Raw genomic sequence first — 19,959 nt, 5'->3', positions numbered from 1 at the left:
GCAGTATGATTAATCCAAAAATATAACGATAAAATTAAGCCTCCCAACTCCCCTTGGGAGGCTTTCTTCTGAGGTAATCGATATGATTAGTGTTTTTGATATCTATAAAATCGGTGTTGGACCTTCAAGCTCACACACTGTAGGCCCAATGAAAGCGGGTAAAGAGTTTATTGATGATCTTCGTGCAATGGGAAAACTGCGCGACATCACTAAAATCACCGTTGACGTTTATGGATCACTATCACTGACAGGGAAAGGTCACCACACAGATATTGCTATCATCATGGGTCTTGCAGGCAACACTCCTGAGAAAGTTGATATCGATTCTATCCCGGGCTTTATCGCTCGTGTAGAAGAAACTGAACGCCTTCCTGTTGGCATGCACTGTCACACAGTATCGTTCCCACGTGAAGGTGGAATGAACTTCCACAAAACAAACCTAGAGCTACACGAAAACGGCATGCAGATCCACGCTTGGATTGATGACGAAAAGGCGTACTCAAAAACTTACTACTCTATCGGCGGTGGTTTCATCGTTGATGAAGAAAATTTCGGTAAAGAAGCTGAAAACCCAGTAAAAGTACCTTACCCGTTTACAACGGCAGAGGAACTGGTTAACCAATGCCACGAAAGTGGATTGTCCATCAGCGCACTAACCATGAAGAATGAGCATGCGCTTCATTCAGATGAAGAAACTCGTACTTATTTCGCAAACATCTGGCGCACAATGCGCGAGTGTATGGATCGCGGTATGAATGAAGAAGGTATTTTGCCTGGTCCACTGCGTGTGCCTCGCCGTGCAGCAGCACTTCGCCAGCAGCTACTTACTTCAGAAAAGACAACAAACGACCCAATGTCTGTTGTTGATTGGGTAAACATGTTTGCTTTCGCAGTAAACGAAGAGAACGCAGCAGGTGGCCGCGTTGTTACAGCACCAACTAACGGTGCGTGTGGCATCATCCCTGCGGTACTGGCTTACTACGATAAGTTCATCCAAACTGTGACTGAAAAAGATTACATCCGTTACTTTGCAGCTTCTGGCGCAATCGGTGGTCTTTACAAGCGTAACGCGTCGATCTCTGGTGCAGAGGTTGGCTGTCAGGGTGAAGTTGGCGTGGCATGTTCTATGGCAGCAGCAGGCCTTGCTGAGCTTATGGGTGGTAGCCCAGAGCAAGTATGTATGGCAGCAGAAATCGCAATGGAGCACAACTTAGGTCTAACGTGTGACCCAGTTGCAGGTCAGGTTCAGGTTCCATGTATCGAGCGTAACGGTATTGCGGCAGTAAAAGCAATCAACTCTACTCGTATGGCACTACGTCGCTCTTCAGCTCCAACTGTTTCTCTAGATAAGGTTATCGAAACCATGCTAGAAACAGGTAAAGACATGAACGCAAAATACCGCGAAACATCTCAAGGTGGTCTAGCAATCAAAGTGATTTGCTAACACGCCTTTCTGAATACCAATCAAAACCCGAGTTTATGCTCGGGTTTTTTTATACCTAAAAAACCCAGAAAAATACGTTATCAGGACAAGTAAAAAAAACCTAAAACGTTGAATATATCCAAATATTATGGATATCTCAGTAAAAAATCACATCTCTTCCCTAGCTTTATTGATAACGTAGCCAAAAATTAAACTTGGAGCACATCAACACATGATTAGGTTTGAAATTGGAAACCAAATCTGCGTTTGCTTGTCCGAAAACGAAATATCTCTAGAGCTCAATCAGTCACTCCACCACTCCATTCCTGTCAACCCAAATGAGTACGCCATTCTGTCAACTATCGCCACATACGGCAGTTTAAATACGCCGATTAGTCAGCGGTTAATAGAAAGCAAAATCACTCAACAATACAAAATGACACTGCCTGAAAATGGCTTTAAAAACGCGGTGGCCGCTCTAAGAAAGAAATTTCGCAAGCTCACGGAAGAACATTTAACCACTAACAAAAACATTATCGAAAACATTCACCGGACCGGATACTTCATCCCTTTTACTATGCAAAACAACCATCAGAATGGCATCGAACATCAACAGAAGATCAATCAATACACAACCAATAGTCTTCGCAAAGCGCTTCGTATTTGCCTGCGTAATAAAAAGATCTATTCAGAAGCAATGTGGGTTGTGTTGATCACTGCGATCATTTTCTTTGCTATCTGTTACTACGCGATAAACAGCATCGTTAAACATAATTATCTGGATAACGCCTTCGAAATTGCAGAGAACCTTTCCCGCAGGAGTTGCTTTGCTAATGAAAGCGAACTGAAGTCACTATTTGATAATGTGAAGTTGGTGGAATCGAGCATGATGCTAGATCGTTTCAATATTCGATGCTTAGTCACTCCAGAAACCGTTGTCCCTGTCAGCAAAAAAGCCTTTGAAGAGTGGAGTAACAATAACAATTACACGACCCAATCATTTGACTTAAATAACGCAACTGTTTTGGTTCGTGTTAAAAACATTAACTTATCCGACAATGTTGAAAATCATATTTCACGTTTTTTTCTTTCCGGTATGAAGCTATCAACGAATACCGGAACGTCGTTAGAGATTGGTAACACCAATGAACGCTTTTTCAATTATCACGTAAAGAATAGTGGCTATAAAGAGGTGTATTACATCTCTGGACCGTTTCAAAGTATCATTCTACTGAGCTTACTTTTTCTCATTATACTGCGTCACCGCTCCCTACAAGCCTTTATGGCTTACTTGTGCGCAATTCGACAATTCAAAATAAAACTGGAACCGATTTATAACACTTCGGCACAAAAGATTGTGCACTACGAAGCGCTCTCCCGGTTTAAGGTAAAAAATACGCAACGGTTTATTGAAACACTGATCCGCAATGGATTGCTGCTAACTCATACCTTACTGGTGATTGATTCCATCTACACCAAACAAAAAGCGTTGCCCATCCCTATCAGCATTAACGTTTGTCCTTCTTTGCTGCGAGGGCGTAACTTTTCAATCCTATATAGAGAGCTATCTAATCGGGATTGCCGTTTGCTGACAATCGAAATCACAGAAAATGCATCGATGTATTATACCTCTGAGATTTATGGCAATGTCGCGAAACTAAAAGCACTGGATTGTAAAATCAGTATTGATGACTTTGGCACCGGCAATAATAATGTGGCGCTTATCAGCAAGCTGAATCCTGACTACCTCAAAATCGACCGAGAATTTGTTATTGGCCTAAAATCTGATGATAAAAAGATAGAAACCTTGCGTCAGTTAATTGCTATGGGCAATACGTATCGCTGCACGGTCATTGTTGAAGGCGTAGAAACGGCAGACAGTGCTCACTTACTCACAACATTGGGCGCCTATATTCACCAAGGTTATTATTACCCTCTTCATTGCTAGCTTTTCTTCACTCGGTTAGTTACTTAAAATAGATTTAATACTCTATAAAAACTCGTGGTGGCATAACGGTATGCCGCCAATTTGTGATTGAGCGATGATTGCGATTAAACCCACCAAACTGAAAGATTTTTCAAGTTTGATGCAATTGGATGTGCAAGAAGAGCAAAAAGGATTTTTTACACCGTTTGAAATGGCTTACCAAAAACGCAGTAAGTCAGAGGCGTTCTTTACGATTTATTCTGATGACCTATTAGTAGGCTATCTTGTTATCGATAAAGGTTTCTCCCAACATGCGCCGTTTGCTAAACGATACGAACTGGAGCTTAAATACTTGATGATTGATCAACGTTTCCAACGTCAAAGGGTTGGGAGTGAGGCATTGCGTAAACTGTTCCTTTATGCGTATACCATTAACCCTAAAAGCACCTCTCTTTGCGCCACTGTCCCACAAAGTCAGCAATACGCTATCAGTTTTCTTGATGCGTGCGGATTCATTAATACAGAGGAAACAACATTGGGTGATAATGAAAAAGAATGGATTCTACGACACCCATTAAGCTAGCTGGTGAAGCATAATCAAAATTGGGCCATTCAGACACAACAAAGGCAAGCTTCTCGCTTGCCTTTGTTTAATGCTCAATAGAAAGTGACTTATTCGCCTTTGTAAATACAACCCGCTGTGCACGTTTCTTTGATTTCGACTTTACTTAGCAGTGGTAAGCTTGGCTTAAGCTGCTGCCAAATCCATTTTGCTAACACTTCGCTAGTCGGGTTCTCTAACCCTTCAATGTCGTTTAGGTAGTAATGGTCTAAGCGATTGTAAATTGGTTTAAATGCAGCTTTGATCTCTGCAAAATCCACTACCCAACCTGTATGTGGATCAACTTCACCTTCTACATAAAGACGAACAAGGAAAGAGTGTCCGTGCAAACGACCACACTTGTGACCTTCTGGTACGTGTGGCAAATGGTGTGCTGCTTCGAACATAAACTCTTTGTATAATTCTGTTTTCATCTTGATTCTCAGGCTTTAAAAAGACAGGCAATACTAAGGAATTCGCTGCCAAGAGACAAGCGTTACCCCATACAAGCGTAGCAAAAACTTCCGCTGGTTCCTGGCCTCTTTGCTATCACTCACACCAAAGCGCCGTATTTCTGTCACGCGCCAAACATTTGATTACACAGCACTCACATCACAATTACATATCCCCAACATGTGTGGGGTCACAATCATTCATTTCGTTGTTCGCAGTGCGCATTTGTGCACATTAATATTGTGCAGTTCGTTCCAATTACACTTATAAATTTATGCGCTCAACTATCACTTTTAAGCTCTTACTGGCGTTAATTGCTGTCTTCAGCTGCGTTCTAGCTGCCTCTACGGCTTACCAATACCATCAACAAAAAACCTTAATCAATGATGTTCTTAGTGAACAACTCCATGATAAGGCTAGTAATTATTTCGATAGCCTAAATATGATGATGCTTACGGGCACCATGTCGCAAAAAGAAACCTTACGTCAAAAGGCCCTGGCCCAAGAAGGCATTGAAGCAGTTCGCGTGTTGCGAGCTGATACTGTGACCAAACTTTACGGACCTGGGCAACAAAACCAGCAGCCTGTCGATGATATTGATCAACGAGCGTTGAATGGTGAACTGGTGATTGAACCAATCTCAGCCGATTGGGGCAAAGGGTTAGTAGTCGCACTACCAATGAAATCGAGCGAAAATTACCGTGGCACCAACTGCGTTTCTTGCCACGTTGCACCAGCAGGAGAAGTGTTGGGCGCGATTCGCTTGGAATACAACATGAATCATGTCAATTCAATGATCAGTAAACAGGCAATGTTTGCGATGGGAATAATGGCCGTAATCGCATTTGTGGGCTTCATCATAACGATGAGTTTGATTCAGAAAATCATTGTACGACCAATTCAAAGAACGTCGAAATTCATGTCGAATGTGAGCCATAGCAAAGATCTATCTCAACGACTTATGCATCACCAACAGGATGAAGTGGGCCAACTTTCTACTGCAATCAATTCATTCATGGATACGGTCTCCGAAAGCTTAGAAAGTGTGCAAGACACCTCTCACTCACTTGCCGACTCCGCGAGCAAACTAACTGCTGTCGCGCAGTCCACAGATAAAGCGGCCAATAACCAACAGCTAGAGACCAACGAAGTACAAAGTAATATCACCGATATGTTGCAGCAACAAACTGCGGTTGAGGACTCGACTAACAACGCTACTGTTTTGGTCAATCACACCGTTGATGTCGCCACTCATAGTGCAAGCCAAGCACACAATGTAAGTGAAGACATCAAACAACTAGTGAGTAACATTGATACTGTACGGGAAAAAATCAGCTCTCTAAACCAAAGAACCGAAGAAGTGTCGTCCATTCTTGTGGTTATTGAGGGTATTGCAGAACAAACCAATCTGCTCGCGTTGAATGCTGCTATTGAAGCCGCCCGTGCCGGAGAGCAAGGACGCGGTTTTGCGGTCGTCGCGGAAGAAGTGCGTAACCTGGCTTCTAGGACGGCTGAAGCCACTGGTAATATTGAACATATCATTTCTCAATTCCAGCAAGGAAGTGAAGAGTCATTAACTTCTGTTGATACCGTCTGCCAGTTTGCTCATCAACGCTCTGTCGATGTCGAGGCACTATCAGCCACAATGCATAACGTTGTTGACGAGATGCGCCAAGTTCTCAAACATGCAGAAGATATCCAAAACCAGACGCAAACCACATCTGATGTAAGTCAGCATATTCAATCTAAAATAGATGTGATTACACTGCATGCTAACGACACATCGCAATCAGCATCGCACACGCGTGATATTAGTGTTGATTTAGAGCATCTATCCGAACGTTTAGAGCAATTACTAAACCAATTCACACTTTCAGAGCACAAAAGAGTGAATAAATAGAGAGATTCTCCCCATCAAAACGAATATAAAGGTTGATGCGAGCGAATTGACAGGTAATATGTCTCGTTGAATCTGTAAAATGCTACCCAACTCAGCGCTTAGCTTGTTTTTTGAACAAAAATGTTATCAGACAAGTACTTTAAGTAAGCGTTGAGTTGAATTTTTACCTCAATGGAGAATATTGAAAACATGACTTACGCGCCTGTATCAGACGTATTGAAAGGTCAGCTAGCAGTAGACAGCGAAGTGACTGTTCGTGGCTGGATCCGTTCACGTCGTGATTCCAAAGCTGGAATCTCTTTCCTTGCCATATATGACGGCTCTTGTTTCGACCCGATTCAGGCCGTGGTCCCAAATAATCTTAATAATTACGAAGACGAAGTATTAAAGCTAACGACTGGCTGCTCTGTTGAAGTAACTGGTAAGATTGTTGAATCTCCTGCAAAGGGTCAAGACTTCGAACTTGCTGCCACTGACGTTAAAGTGGTTGGTTGGGTTGAAGATGCTGAAACTTACCCAATGGCAAAAACTCGTCACTCTATCGAGTACCTACGTGAAGTTGCGCACCTACGTCCGCGCACAAACGTAATCGGTGCAGTAGCACGTGTACGTAACTGCCTATCTCAAGCAATCCACCGCTTCTACCACGAGCAAGGTTACTTCTGGGTATCTGCGCCGTTGATCACGGCTTCAGATGCTGAAGGCGCTGGTGAAATGTTCCGTGTATCTACGCTAGACATGGAAAACCTTCCTCGCACTGACGCTGGTAAAGTGGACTACAACGAAGACTTCTTCGGTAAAGAGACGTTCCTAACCGTATCTGGTCAGCTAAACGCAGAAGCTTACGCTTGTGCGCTAAGCAAAGTTTACACTTTCGGCCCTACTTTCCGTGCTGAAAACTCAAATACAAGCCGCCACCTAGCAGAGTTCTGGATGGTTGAGCCTGAAGTTGCGTTCGCAGAACTGGATGATGTAGCGAAACTGGCTGAAGACATGCTCAAGTACGTGTTTAAAGCAGTGCTTGCAGAGTGTCGCGATGACCTTGAGTTCTTCGCTCAACGCATCGACAAAGAAGCAATCACTCGTCTAGAGCAGTTCGTTTCTTCTGACTTCGCGCAGGTTGACTACACTGACGCAATCCAGATCCTTCTTGATTCAGGTCGTGAGTTCGAATTCCCAGTTGAATGGGGTATCGATATGTCTTCTGAGCACGAGCGTTTCCTTGCTGAAGAACACTTCAAAGCACCTGTAATCGTTAAGAACTACCCGAAAGACATTAAAGCATTCTACATGCGTGCTAACGATGACGGTAAAACAGTTGCAGCGATGGACGTTCTAGCACCGGGCATCGGCGAAATCATCGGTGGTTCTCAGCGTGAAGAGCGCCTAGACATTCTAGATGCACGTATGCGTGAAGTGGGTATCGATCCTGAACACATGAGCTGGTACCGCGACCTACGTAAATACGGTACAGTGCCACACGCAGGCTTCGGTCTAGGCTTTGAGCGCCTAGTATCTTACGTCACTGGTATGGGCAACGTTCGTGACGTGATCCCATTCCCACGTACTCCTCGCTCTGCGAACTTCTAATCACTTTTTAGTGATATTGAATTAAAAAGACCTCCCATGTGGAGGTCTTTTATTTTGTACGAATGATTTTCTAGCAACCGGTGTATGCACTCTAGTTGTTATTTTCATCGTCATCCTCATCTGCTCGCGCTGCGTATTTTACTCCAACCACACACAAGCCAAACATCACAAATGGGATAACGGCAGCAGTGTATTCCGTCCAAACCATATGAGAGAAAGATTTCGCCAATATCAAGTGTGCAAACACCAACAAAAATGCGCTAAAAATAGCAACACCCATCAACCTAAGTTCATGCTTTACCAACTGCTTTTTCATTACGGCTCCTAACCTAAATGGTTGTCTGCCCATGATTGAAACACAGCTTCGGTATCGTCCACTGATACAGTTTGAGCAAAAAACAGGTAAACAGTTGGCTAATGAAGTAATTCTCCGACCGTCTTCACGGCTTGTTCTAATTCATCATTTACAGGTAACGATGTATTAAGCCTCAGGTAGTTCTCATAATTTGGAGCGACAGAAAACAACTGACCAAATGCTACAGTGATGTTCGCTTCCAATAACTTTTGATAAATCGCTTTTCCGCACTTTGTTTTCGGCAGTTCTATCCAAAGAAAATAGCCGCCTTCCGGTTGCGTGTAACGAATCGATTGGGGAAAGTACTTATCAACCAGTTCAATAAACGCCAATTGCCGCTGCTCAAGATTCTTTCGCAGTTTTCTAAGATGGCTATCATAACTATCGTTTTGTAAGTAATGCGCGATACCCTGCTGGATTGGTGCACTGCCTGACAACGTCGAGATAAGTTGCAGCTTTTGAAGTTGCTCATTGAAGCGTTTGTTTACCACCCAGCCCAGCCTATAGCCAGGGCAAAGGCTTTTTGAAAATGATCCACAATGCAACACGCGTTCTTGTGTATCAAAAGCTTTAAGTGAGCTTGGCTTTTTTTCAGAAAAATAAAGCTCTGAATACACATCATCTTCGATCAAGTACACATCGTATTTATCAGCCAGTTCGACGATACGTTGCTTCTGCCCGTCACTTAATAAGGTTCCTGTTGGATTGTGAAAGTTAGTCATTAACCAACATGCGCGAACATCATTGTCGGCAAAAGTCGCTTCAATTTGATCCACTGAATGTCCAGTTAACGGATCCACCGTTATTTCTATCGCCTTTAGACCTAAACGTTCAATCGCTTGAAGTGCGCCATAAAACGTCGGTGATTCAACTACAACAGTATCTCCAGGCTGGGTCACGGCCTGAAGGCTCAAATTCAACGCTTCTAATGCGCCAGAAGTAACGACAACATCATCATGGGTAAACACCATACCTTGTTGGATGTACCGTTGAGCAATCAAACGGCGTAGAGACTCACAGCCCGGCGGCAAGTTATCCAATAACGTCTCTGCCCCCATCTTCCTGCCTGAGCTGGCTAGGTTGCGGTTTAGCGCTTCTAATGGGAACAATGCTGGGTCTGGAAACGCGGAGCCAAACTTCACCGCATTCGATGAGGCCTGATTTTTGAGGTAGTCGTAAAGTTCATCGTTGATGCTGGAGCGATAAACGGAAGTGGCTGGAGAACTCGGTTCGAAGCGGTCCAACTCCGCAGTCACAAAGTATCCAGACTGAGGTTTCGCTGCGACCCAACCTTGTGCTTCGAGCAGCTGATAAGCTTGTAATACCGTACCTGCGCTGACAGAATGGTTTCGGCTTGTTACACGCACTGATGGCAGCTTTTCCCCTGCTCTCCATGTATTTTGCTGAATCTGCGTTTTGAACAGCTCAGCCAGTTGACGGTATCGGTTCATGTTTCCCTCATTTCACTTACAGCCGCACCATAGCATACTTCGCGCCAGCATTCTGATATGGGAGTATTCAATTTAGCAACGTAATTTATCAAGCTTATCAATAGATATTTCAGCCACGAAGTGAGCGTTTATATCCCATACTTTGACTGTTACACACATATTGCCTCACATCTTTGCAATACCTAAAAGCCAAGGTTTTACGTTGGACTGAGTGCGTTAAACTCACTTCGAGCTACGGTCTTTAAATCAGGAGGAAGCGATGAAAGTTTTTACAATGGACGATCTCTTGTATCGCGGAAAACATAAAGGTGTACATAGTTGGGACCATCCTGGCAGTACCACCCCTTATTATTGGCATCCTGATTGGCTGCATATCGCTGAAGATGCTTTGGGTGAACACAAAAAGGCTGACCTTGAAGTCCCTGATGGAGAAACAGCGACAGAAGAGCATGCAAAAGCGGCGATTCTCAAACACTTGAATGATGAGTAGTTTAGGCTCTATCACCGTTCAAGAATAGCATTAGGTAGGCGAATCCATCGTCGTATGCTTTAAACACAAATAAAGCTAAAACCTGCCAAATAGTAAATTCTTCTGAATGAGAAGTACGCATCTTCTATCGCGTTCAAAGGGCAAAATAAGTCGATTGTTATCACATTAATTTTCATTACATCTGTTACATTTAAATAGTAATGGTGATGCACACCTCAACTCATGGATTATGAGAGAAAACAATAATGGCGAAATACAACGAAGAAGATATTAAATACAAAGGTGAATCCAACGGCGTACATTCTTGGAGCTCTCCTTCCGGCCAACCTTATTACTGGCATCCAGATTGGTTACACGTTGCAGAAGATGCGACGGGTACGCATCCGAAGCAAAAACTTGAAGTTGAAAAGACAGAAGTACCAACCGAAAAACACGCATTAAAAGCGATCTTAAAGCATATGAACGACTGGGCGACTGAAAAACTTTCTTCTAACCCTGACATCGAAACCAATGCGGTTGAGTCGGAAATCAATCTGAAGAAATAACCCCAACCGATATCCATACTTCTAACAGTAAACGCTCCACCTTTGGTGGGGCGTTTTTGTCTCAACAAATCCTCACTAGACAACTATAAACGCGTTAACGCAAAGCACTGAATTGAAACGATTGGGATGTGTGCAAAACTTCTCCAACCATGGCATAAATGCCCTTCAAACTCTGTGCCTACCAAACGTTTTCATGGCAAAAACTTTAGTTATGTTAGAATTCTGTTTCAAATCGCAACTTTTTTAGGTTTTCTTTTCAGTAACGGTTGTAACCAATATTGCTGAAAGGTATAAATGTTAGCACACCCCTTCGATTAACATGGATGAAGATTATGTTTGAAAAAGTAGTTGCCGCTCCGGCTGACCCTATTCTTGGCCTTACTGAAGAGTTTAAAAAAGATGCTCGCGCAGACAAAATTAACCTTGGCGTAGGTATTTACAAAAACGAGCAAGGCGAAACTCCCGTTCTTGCGACAGTAAAGAAAGCTGAAGCAGCACTTGTTGAAACTGAAAAAACCAAATCTTACCTAACCATCGAAGGCACAGCAGAGTACGGCATTGCAGTGCAAAAACTGCTTTTCGGCTCTGATGCAGAAATTGTAAACGAAAAACGCGCTAAAACAGCTCAAGCTCCGGGTGGTACTGGTGCACTACGTGTTGCCGGCGAGTTCATTAAACGTCAACTAGGCGATGTAAAGATCTGGATCAGCAACCCTACATGGGCAAACCACAACGGCGTATTTACTGCTGCTGGTATCGAAACGGCACAATACAGCTACTACAATGCTGAAACAAAAGACAAAGACTTCGATGCGATGCTAAATGATCTTCAATCTGCATCTGAAGGCGACATCGTGCTTCTACACGGCTGCTGTCACAACCCTACAGGGATCGATCCTACAGCTGAAGAATGGGAAACATTGGCGAAACTTGTCGCAGAGAAGAAATTGCTTCCTCTGTTCGACTTCGCCTACCAAGGCTTTGCTAAAGGTGTGGAAGAAGATGCTGCAGGTCTTCGTACTTTTGCTAAATACAACAAAGAAATCCTAGTCGCGAGCTCTTTCTCGAAAAACTTTGGCCTATACAATGAACGCGTAGGTGCCTTCACGTTAGTAGCTGAGTCAGAAGAAGTCGCAACAACCGCTTTTTCTCAAGTTAAAGCCATTATTCGCTCTATCTACTCTAACCCACCTGCACACGGCAGCGCTGTCGTGACTCACATTCTTGGCAACGCCGAAATGCGTGCGGAATGGGAAGCTGAAGTAGCAGAAATGCGTGACCGCATTCAAGAAATGCGTGAACTATTTGTAGCGACACTAAAAGCAGAGGGTGTGGACGCAGACTTTAGTTTCATCGAACGTCAAAATGGTATGTTCTCTTTCTCTGGTCTTTCTAAAGAGCAAGTTAACCGCCTTAAAGAAGAGTTCGGTATTTACATTGTCGGTTCTGGCCGAATCAGTGTTGCTGGTATGACGAAGTCAAATATGGGCCCTCTGTGTAAAGGCATTGCAGCGGTTTTATAATCGACTGTCGCATACTTTATTAAAAGGAAAGGTCAGCATAAGCTGACCTTTTTTGTTTTAACTTAACGCCAAAAACGAACCCGTCCGATCTAGTAGACAAACTTCAAACTCAGCCCAACTTCATTGACGTAATCTGAGCTTTCACCGCTGTAATCAGTATCTCTAAACTGATAAAAAAGACCAGTGCCGATGACTTTATGCCATTGGTAGTTAAGACCGATCTTAAAATTGTTCTCATCAACGATATCACTACTGTTCAACTCCACTTCAGCTGTCGCAATAAGCTTTTCACTGAGCAAGTAATTCACCCCAACAGTTACAGCTTGAATCAATTCGCTATCGGAAGACAACGTATTATCCGTTTTGTCGTCCGTCGCTTTCGCTTTGATTGCGCCTATTCCATATAGCCCGTAGATATCGAATTGCTCTGTAACTCCATAACGGTAACCACCACCAAACAAAAGGCGGTCAATGCGAAGAGTAAAATCATCCGGATGGAAAAACTGCGCTGAGTAATCAACATTAAACAACCAGTTCTCAGTAAACAAATAGTTACCACCGAGTCCAACTGTGGTCGCATTAGAGTTATCTAACCATTCTTCGTTTGTCGTTCCGGCACCAACATCCAAATGAATGTGTTCGTACCCAAATTTTTCTGCTTGGTCCATGACCGCTGCGCTTGATATCGCCGGCAAAGCAGCTAAAGAAACAAGCAATAAATTTCTCACCATTCGACTTCCTTTCATGAGAATTATCTAAACACTGTATTCCATCGCCTGAGCTACTTGGCTCAAGAAGAATAGCTTAATCTAAAGACGTGATAACGATCTGAAACAGCCAAAGATCTAATCAGTCATCACGAAGAAAACATATCGACGACGTCTTTTTCAATTGAGGTGACCATATAGTAGTAAAAATGAAGCTCCCTTATCGTGCGATATGTCAGAATCTTATGACTGAGCACGAAAATCGCGGTTCAGATAAGACTCTGTTTTAAAACTAAGTTAAGATTACTTTATTATTTGCGAACTAAAAGGCGCCTTCGATGGATGCAGAACTTCTCGAGATTTACAACTTTCTCGCCAAGTATCCCCCGTTCAATGAACTCCCTGAAGAAACACTAAACAAGGTGACAGAGAGTGTCGAAATCTCGTACTACCGAGAAGATACCCCCATCATTCATTTTGGAGACTATATCCAAGATTTATACGTGGTGCGAAGCGGTGTTGTTGAAGTTTATCGACGCAAAGGTGAGCTGTATAACCGCCTTGACGAAGGTGACCTATTTGGCCAGATGGGCATGCTCACCAATAACAAAGTCCGCTTTCCGGTAAAAGCCATTGAGGATACCCTGCTCTACTGTATTCCTGGTGACATTTTCCAAGAAATTTACGATAACTTTGATTCCTTTGCGGATTTTGTTGAAGTTGAAAATAGCGCTCGTTTACGCCAAGCCATTTCAGAAAACAAAGACGCCAATGACCTGACGACGTCGAAAGTGAAAACCTTGCTGACTGGCGATGCTCATACGATTGATCGTGGTCAGACAATCCAGCAAGCCGCGCAGCAAATGGCGAATGACAACGTATCGGCTTTACTTATCGTCGACCCAGATTTCGTTCGTGACGAAGACGATCCACAGTCCCCAGTACTTGGTATCATTACTGACCGTGATTTGTGTACCCGTGTGTTAGCTGAAGGTTTGTCCCCACAGGACGATGTGTCTAGTGTGATGACCACGGAGGTCATGTCTCTTGACCACAACGCTTACATCTATGAAGCAATGTTAACGATGCTGCGTTACAACGTACATCACCTACCAGTGGTAAAAAACCAATTACCAATTGGTATTATCGAAACAACCGACATTGTTCGTTATGAATCTCAGAATTCGTTGTTGCTGGTGAGTAGTATTTTCCAACAACAGACTATCGAAGATTTAGCCGTTGTTGCCGAAGAAGTGAAAAGCAGCTTCGTGCGTCTGGTCAATGAAGATGCCAACTCTCACATGGTGGGTAGCGCGATGTCGGTCATTGGCCGAAGCTTCAAACAGCGTCTGCTAGAAATGGCAGAAGAAGAGCTTGGCCCACCGCCAATTCCTTATTGTTTCCTTGCACTTGGTTCAATGGGGCGAGATGAGCAACTGTTGGTGACTGACCAAGATAACGCCATCATTCTAGATGAGACCTATCAAGAAGAGAAACATGGTAAATACTTCGAAGCCCTAGCAAAATACGTCAGCGATGGGTTAGATGCCTGTGGCTACAAATATTGCACAGGCGATATTATGGCAACCAACCCACTGTGGCGCATGACTCGTTCAGAGTGGGAAGAGTGTTTTGCTGACTGGATTGATAACCCGAACCCGAAAGCACTACTCAACGCCTCCATCTTTTTCGACTTGGATGGCGTCTATGGCCGCTTAAAATGGGCAGAACAGTTAACTAGCTTTATTGTTCGTCGCGCTCGAAAGAACAACCGCTTCTTAGCGTGTTTGGCTCGTAACGCACTAAACAGAACACCACCTCTAGGCTTCTTTAAAGACTTCGTGATGGAAAAAGATGGCAGACACAACAACTCCATCAACCTCAAACGTCGCGGTACTGCTCCTCTGGTCGACTTAATTCGCGTTCACTCTCTGGCGGTTGGTTCACGTGCACAGAACTCGTTTGAGCGTCTTGACGACATTATTGATGCTGGCATTTTGCCAAAAGGTCGAGCACAAGACTTAAAAGACGCGTTAGAATTTATTTCCATGGTACGTATCCGTCACCAAGCGACGGATGTGGAACTAGGCATTGAGCCTGATAACAATATCGAACCGGAAAACCTCTCTGAGTTTGAACGTCGCAACCTAAAGGATGCATTCCAGATCCTAAGCAATGGTCAAAATTTCCTTAAGTTCCGCTACCAAGCGAACAAGAGCTTTAAGTGAGGTTTAGCATGATTAAAAAGCTCTTTCAGAAGCCAACCATTCAGTGGCCAACGAAGTTTGAACAAAAGCTGGAGATGGCGAAGGATGAGAATTTAATTGCGTTTTATAGCAACAAGCCGCCTGCTCCAGAAACACCGTTATCTGAGGTGGAGTTCGTGGCGTTAGATTTCGAAACGACGGGTTTGAATCCTGAAAAACATGACATCATTACTATTGGTTTAGTGCCGTTTAACCTGAAGCGAATTTTCCTACGTAACTCGCGTCATTGGAAGGTACGTCCACAGCGTGCACTCGATGAAGATTCAGTCATTATACACGGTATTACTCACAGCGAATTGATCGATGCACCTGACTTAGGCGATATCTTAAGCGAGCTGCTACCATGCTTAAGCGGGAAAATCATTGTTGTTCATTACCGTCGTATCGAGAGAGAGTTTCTGGATAAAGCGCTCAAAAGCCGTTTAGGGGAAGGTATTGAGTTTCCTGTTTTAGATACGCTGCACCTTGAAGAAACCATTCAACAGAAACGTTCCGGCTCTCTCTGGGAGCGTTTAAAAGGGAAAAAGCCAGAATCGGTTAGGCTAGCGCAATCTCGACGCCGTTATGGGCTGCCAGACTATACGCCTCACCATGCATTAACCGATGCAATTGCTACCGCAGAGCTACTGCAAGCGCAAATCGCCCATCATTACAGTGAAGAGCAACCCATCAGTGAGTTCTGGCTGTAATATACTTCACACTTAATAGCGATCAAAAAAGGAGCCAGATGGCTCCTTTTTTACTTAGGTTGAGACAAGATTACAGCTTAAAGCGTTGAATCTCTTGTTCAAGTTCGTGTGATAGCTCAGACAGGTGAGCAGCTTGTTCTGCTGCTTGATGAGCTTCGACTGACAGCTCGTTAGACACATCACGAATACCTTCAGTGTTACGAGTGATCTCAGTGGTTACCGATGCTTGCTCTTCTGCTGCTGAAGCAATCTGCGTTGCCATATCACTGATACGCTCAACAGCAGTGTGGATTTGCGTCAAGCTCGCTGCAGCCGCATTGGCATCATCAACACTGGTATCAGCTAGACGACGACTGTCACCCATAATACCGACCGCCTTGGCTGTTGTGCCTTGTAGCATCTCGATAGTTTCTTGAATCTCTTGCGTTGAAGCATGAGTACGTTGGCTCAATACGCGGACTTCATCTGCAACCACAGCAAAACCACGGCCTTGCTCACCTGCACGTGCCGCTTCGATCGCCGCGTTCAGTGCAAGTAGGTTCGTTTGCTCTGCAATGCCTTGAATCGTTGATAGAATCGTATTGATGCTATTTCCGTGTGCTTCTAGCTCTTGAATCACATCAGTAGCAACTTGAACTTCTTGCGCTAAGTTCTGAATAGAGCCTTGCGTTTGAGTTACTTGGCTTGAACCATGTGAACAAGCTTGAACCGCTTCTTCTGAATTACTTGCCGTGCTATCAGCATTACCTGCAATTTCTTGTGTCGCTGCTGCCATTTCGTTCACAGCCGTCGCCACCATGTTGATTTCATCTTGCTGGTAAGAGATACGCTGACTACGCTCCTCAGCTTGCTGTGCTGTCGTGCGAGCTTGCTCTGAAAGCGCAGAAGATACGTGGCTAAGCTTAGTAACCATTGTGTGCATGTTGCCAACAAAACGGTTGAAGTTTTCCGCCAGTTTACCTACTTCATCATCACTGCGTGGTTCTAGGCGTTGCGTTAAGTCACCTTCGCCAGATGCAATTTCTTCCAGTGCATTTGATACGCGGTTCAAGTCACGGAACAAGAAACCAACTAGCCAAGAAACTGCAAGAATAACCACAATCGTGATCGCCACAGCAGTAAACAATAGATCTCGTAGCAATACCGCATGACCTGCTTCTTCTGTTGCGCGATCCATTTCAATCGCAAACATCCAATGCGTACCAGGAACTTTATTGAAGTAGTAAAGCTTCTCTTTTCCTTTGATTATCGTATCTTCGATACGACCTTCATCGGCGGCGCGCTCAATTGCCTCTTCTGAAAAATCTTTTAGAACACTGGTGATAGGCTTAAGCGTCAAGCTTTTATCTGGATGTGCTAAGAAGGTGCCTTCATTCATGTCGATTAGCATCGCATGCGCGTTTTCACCTGCATCTAAGTTAATGACATCGCTGATAAGCTGATCGATCAGTACGTCCGCACCAACAACACCAACAAACTGACCATTTTTCATTACTGGCTCAGCAATGGTCACAAGTAGTGCATTAGTGATTGCGTCTTGATATGCGGCTGTGATGATTTGCTTACCCGCTGCATCAGCATCCTTGTACCAAGGACGTGTGCGAGGGTCATAATCAGCACGGTTACGCTCCGGATGAGAGCGGTACATATCACCGTTTGGTGTACCAAGGAAGATGTCATCGAAGCCACCAGCCTTGCGAGCTTGTTGTAGGAAAGGAACAACGTCTTGCTCGGTCGAGTAGTCGTTGAACGCAGTGGCAATATCTTTACGGATATTGACCCAATCAGAAATTCCCTCTGACGCAGTAGTACTAAGACTTTGCGCACGTGAATAGACACCTGAACGAGTCTGATCAAATAATTGACCAGCCGACAACCAAGTAAGTGCTGTTGCCATCACAACAACAGCAGAAAGGCTTGCGCCTATAAGCTTTTGTTTTAATGATAATTTCATATTTATAGTTTTTTGAGTTGGGAGAACAGTTAAGGTGCATGAATATTACACACTTTTTTACGACTATTCACTAATTTTTAAAAAACAAAATAGCACATTAACTCTTTGTAAAATATGAACTTTCATGTGTCATTTTTTTGTCTCGAGCGTCATAAAAACCGCACAAAAAAGCCAGCAAATTGCTGGCCTTTTGATTAATTGTTAGTCAGACGGTTTTATAAAATGCCGAATTACTGACGCTCAGTTCGCATACCCATCAATAAGCTCACACACATTGCAAGCAGAATGAAGGTAAATGGCAGTGCTGTAGAAATGGCACCGGCCTGAAGAGCTTGAACCGCCTCGGAGCCACCAATCCATAGCAGAGCAACCGCAATTGCACCTTCCATGAATGCCCAGAAGACACGTTGAAGTACAGGTGCATCGACTTTACCACCTGCCGTGATACTGTCGATAACAAGTGAACCAGAGTCAGAAGATGTAATGAAGAACACAAGTACCAGCACAACAGCGATGATAGAAAGCATGCTACCAAATGGAAGAACATCAAACATTTGGAACATAGCGAGAGATACGTCAGTCAAGCCATTTGTGCCCAGCTCACCTACTTTATCAACAACTTGCTCGATCGCCAGGCCACCAAATACTGACATCCAAATAACAGTAACAGCGGTTGGAACAAGTAGAACGGCTGTAATGAATTCACGAACGGTACGACCGCGAGAAACACGCGCAATGAACATACCTACGAATGGTGACCATGAAATCCACCAAGCCCAGTAGAACACTGTCCAGCCTTGGAACCAAGCTTCGTCCGTACGACCAAACGGGTTACTTAGTGGAATAATATTCTCTACGTATGCCATAAGTGTGGTTGGAATCGAGCCTAAACTCGCCGCCCAACCGATAAGACCAACAAGGAGAAGTAGCAAGAACGCCACAACCATGTTGATGTTACTAATGACTTTAACGCCACCATCAATACCACGTACCACTGAAACAACAGCAAGCAAAGTTACAACGGTAATGACGACGATTTGTAGGCCAAGGCCTGGCTCAACACCAAATACGTGATGAATACCACTTGCTGCTTGCTGCGCACCTAGACCTAGGGATGTAGCAAGACCAAATAAAGTCGCAAGCACAGCCAGAATGTCCACAATGTGGCCAGCCCAACCCCATGCACGATCACCCAGAAGTGGGTAGAAGATCGAACGCATAGATAGCGGTAAACCTTTGTTGTAGGCAAAGAATGCTAAAGAAAGTGCTACAACACCGTAAATTGCCCATGGGTGAAGGCCCCAGTGGAACATCGTTGCACCCAGTGCCAATCTCGCGGCTTCTGGTGTATTTGCCTCAACACCAAGTGGCGTTTCATACCAACCGGTGAAGTAAGCGACAGGTTCTGCAACACTCCAGAACATTAAACCGATACCCATACCAGCTGCAAATAGCATTGCAAGCCATGACATAAACGAGTAATCGGCAACAGCGTCTTTACCACCTAGTCGAATCTTACCCATTGGTGAGACGATAAGCGCCAAACAGAAAATAACGAAAATGTTACCTGCAATAATGAACAACCAATCGAATGAACCAATAATTTTCCACTTCAGCCCATCAAGTGCCGTCTTTGCGGTATGTGCATCTAGAACTAATGCAGCGACAAGAAACAGCGCAATTAAACCTGCACTAATACCAAAAACTGGGTTATGAACATCAAAACCCCATTTTTGAACGTTGTCCTGACCTACCGTATAGTCGGTACTATCGATACTGTACTTATCTATACCCTTTGTCATCGTTCCTCTCTATTTTTGTAGTGTTTTTACGTACCAAACAAAAAAATCTTTCGAACACGATACGTTTTGCATTCCGTGAAGGCGCAAGATCCTATCATTTGACACGTTTTTGTCTATCTTTTTGCTATTAAAAAATCCAATAACTTACTTTTCACTGTGTGGTTACGGCCTTTGATAGAACAAATCACTACTACAATAGTTAGACCACAAACATTTATTGCTATAATAATTTTAGCTCTTCTTATTTTGTCGAAAAGGCGCGACAAAATGGTATTGAGGACA

Annotated in this window: 16 protein-coding genes; 10 read left to right on the top strand and 6 right to left on the bottom strand. The window is 43.9% G+C overall.

The annotated features are described in order from the left end of the window. Positions 1-82: 82 nt before the first annotated feature. The 3 genes from R7E78_RS11410 to R7E78_RS11400 all read left to right on the top strand — a co-directional run bounded on the left by R7E78_RS11410 (position 83) and on the right by R7E78_RS11400 (position 3,933). A complete protein-coding gene (locus R7E78_RS11410) occupies positions 83-1,444 on the top strand; it encodes an L-serine ammonia-lyase (protein WP_005376899.1) in 1,362 nt (453 codons plus the stop codon). 211 nt (positions 1,445-1,655) lie between these two features. Further along, a complete protein-coding gene (locus tag R7E78_RS11405; RefSeq protein WP_017820447.1) occupies positions 1,656-3,371 on the top strand; it encodes an EAL domain-containing protein in 1,716 nt (571 codons plus the stop codon). 94 nt (positions 3,372-3,465) lie between these two features. Beyond that, positions 3,466-3,933: a GNAT family N-acetyltransferase gene (locus R7E78_RS11400; protein ID WP_025767296.1), complete on the top strand. Its 468-nt coding sequence runs from the start codon at positions 3,466-3,468 to the stop codon at positions 3,931-3,933. 89 nt (positions 3,934-4,022) lie between these two features. Here the strand turns inward: R7E78_RS11400 and queD are convergent, their stop codons facing one another. Then, a complete protein-coding gene (gene queD, locus R7E78_RS11395) occupies positions 4,023-4,385 on the bottom strand; it encodes a 6-carboxytetrahydropterin synthase QueD (protein ID WP_005376896.1) in 363 nt (120 codons plus the stop codon). 293 nt (positions 4,386-4,678) lie between these two features. Here queD and R7E78_RS11390 point away from each other — a divergent pair, with 293 nt between their 5' ends. Further along, on the top strand, positions 4,679-6,304 hold the full coding sequence (locus R7E78_RS11390) for a methyl-accepting chemotaxis protein (RefSeq protein ID WP_262640448.1): 1,626 nt from the start codon (positions 4,679-4,681) through the stop codon (positions 6,302-6,304). Positions 6,305-6,493: 189 nt separating this feature from the next. Then, complete coding sequence (gene asnS, locus R7E78_RS11385; protein ID WP_017636101.1) at positions 6,494-7,894, top strand: asparagine--tRNA ligase; 1,401 nt, start codon at positions 6,494-6,496, stop codon at positions 7,892-7,894. Between the two features lie 91 nt (positions 7,895-7,985). On the opposite strand, the gene R7E78_RS11380 is transcribed toward asnS, so the two are convergent. Both R7E78_RS11380 and R7E78_RS11375 read right to left on the bottom strand, forming a co-directional pair. Continuing rightward, complete coding sequence (locus R7E78_RS11380) at positions 7,986-8,210, bottom strand: hypothetical protein (RefSeq protein ID WP_017636102.1); 225 nt, start codon at positions 8,208-8,210, stop codon at positions 7,986-7,988. A 98-nt stretch (positions 8,211-8,308) separates the two neighbouring features. Continuing rightward, positions 8,309-9,700, bottom strand: coding sequence for a PLP-dependent aminotransferase family protein (locus R7E78_RS11375; RefSeq protein ID WP_033905636.1), 1,392 nt, complete (start codon positions 9,698-9,700; stop codon positions 8,309-8,311). A 259-nt stretch (positions 9,701-9,959) separates the two neighbouring features. Between R7E78_RS11375 and R7E78_RS11370 the strand changes: the two genes are divergently transcribed. The 3 genes from R7E78_RS11370 (at position 9,960) to R7E78_RS11360 (ending at position 12,258) form a co-directional block, all read left to right on the top strand. After that, positions 9,960-10,190, top strand: a complete 231-nt coding sequence (locus tag R7E78_RS11370) for a hypothetical protein (protein WP_065274663.1) — start codon at positions 9,960-9,962, stop codon at positions 10,188-10,190. 245 nt (positions 10,191-10,435) lie between these two features. After that, entirely contained in the window at positions 10,436-10,735 is a 300-nt protein-coding gene (locus R7E78_RS11365; protein ID WP_005376885.1) for a hypothetical protein, read from the top strand. A 332-nt stretch (positions 10,736-11,067) separates the two neighbouring features. Continuing rightward, positions 11,068-12,258 (top strand): amino acid aminotransferase, encoded by a 1,191-nt coding sequence (locus R7E78_RS11360; protein ID WP_017636105.1) that lies wholly within the window; start codon positions 11,068-11,070, stop codon positions 12,256-12,258. Between the two features lie 89 nt (positions 12,259-12,347). Here R7E78_RS11360 and R7E78_RS11355 read toward each other — a convergent pair whose 3' ends face one another. Continuing rightward, positions 12,348-12,989, bottom strand: coding sequence for an outer membrane beta-barrel protein (locus tag R7E78_RS11355; protein WP_064368581.1), 642 nt, complete (start codon positions 12,987-12,989; stop codon positions 12,348-12,350). Between the two features lie 314 nt (positions 12,990-13,303). On the opposite strand from R7E78_RS11355, the gene R7E78_RS11350 reads away from it, so the two are divergent. Both R7E78_RS11350 and R7E78_RS11345 read left to right on the top strand, forming a co-directional pair. Beyond that, entirely contained in the window at positions 13,304-15,193 is a 1,890-nt protein-coding gene (locus R7E78_RS11350) for a DUF294 nucleotidyltransferase-like domain-containing protein (protein WP_033905640.1), read from the top strand. Positions 15,194-15,201: 8 nt separating this feature from the next. Further along, positions 15,202-15,921: a 3'-5' exonuclease gene (locus R7E78_RS11345; protein ID WP_005376881.1), complete on the top strand. Its 720-nt coding sequence runs from the start codon at positions 15,202-15,204 to the stop codon at positions 15,919-15,921. Positions 15,922-15,991: 70 nt separating this feature from the next. Here R7E78_RS11345 and R7E78_RS11340 read toward each other — a convergent pair whose 3' ends face one another. Continuing rightward, complete coding sequence (locus tag R7E78_RS11340; protein ID WP_138940459.1) at positions 15,992-17,875, bottom strand: methyl-accepting chemotaxis protein; 1,884 nt, start codon at positions 17,873-17,875, stop codon at positions 15,992-15,994. 230 nt (positions 17,876-18,105) lie between these two features. Then, positions 18,106-19,677, bottom strand: coding sequence for a BCCT family transporter (locus R7E78_RS11335; RefSeq protein ID WP_047103228.1), 1,572 nt, complete (start codon positions 19,675-19,677; stop codon positions 18,106-18,108). Between the last annotated feature and the right edge of the window lie 282 nt (positions 19,678-19,959).

Source organism: Vibrio sp. YT-19(2023) (genome assembly GCF_033337395.1).
Note: the sequence above shows the minus strand (reverse complement) of the source record. Positions and strands in the feature narration are given on the sequence as shown.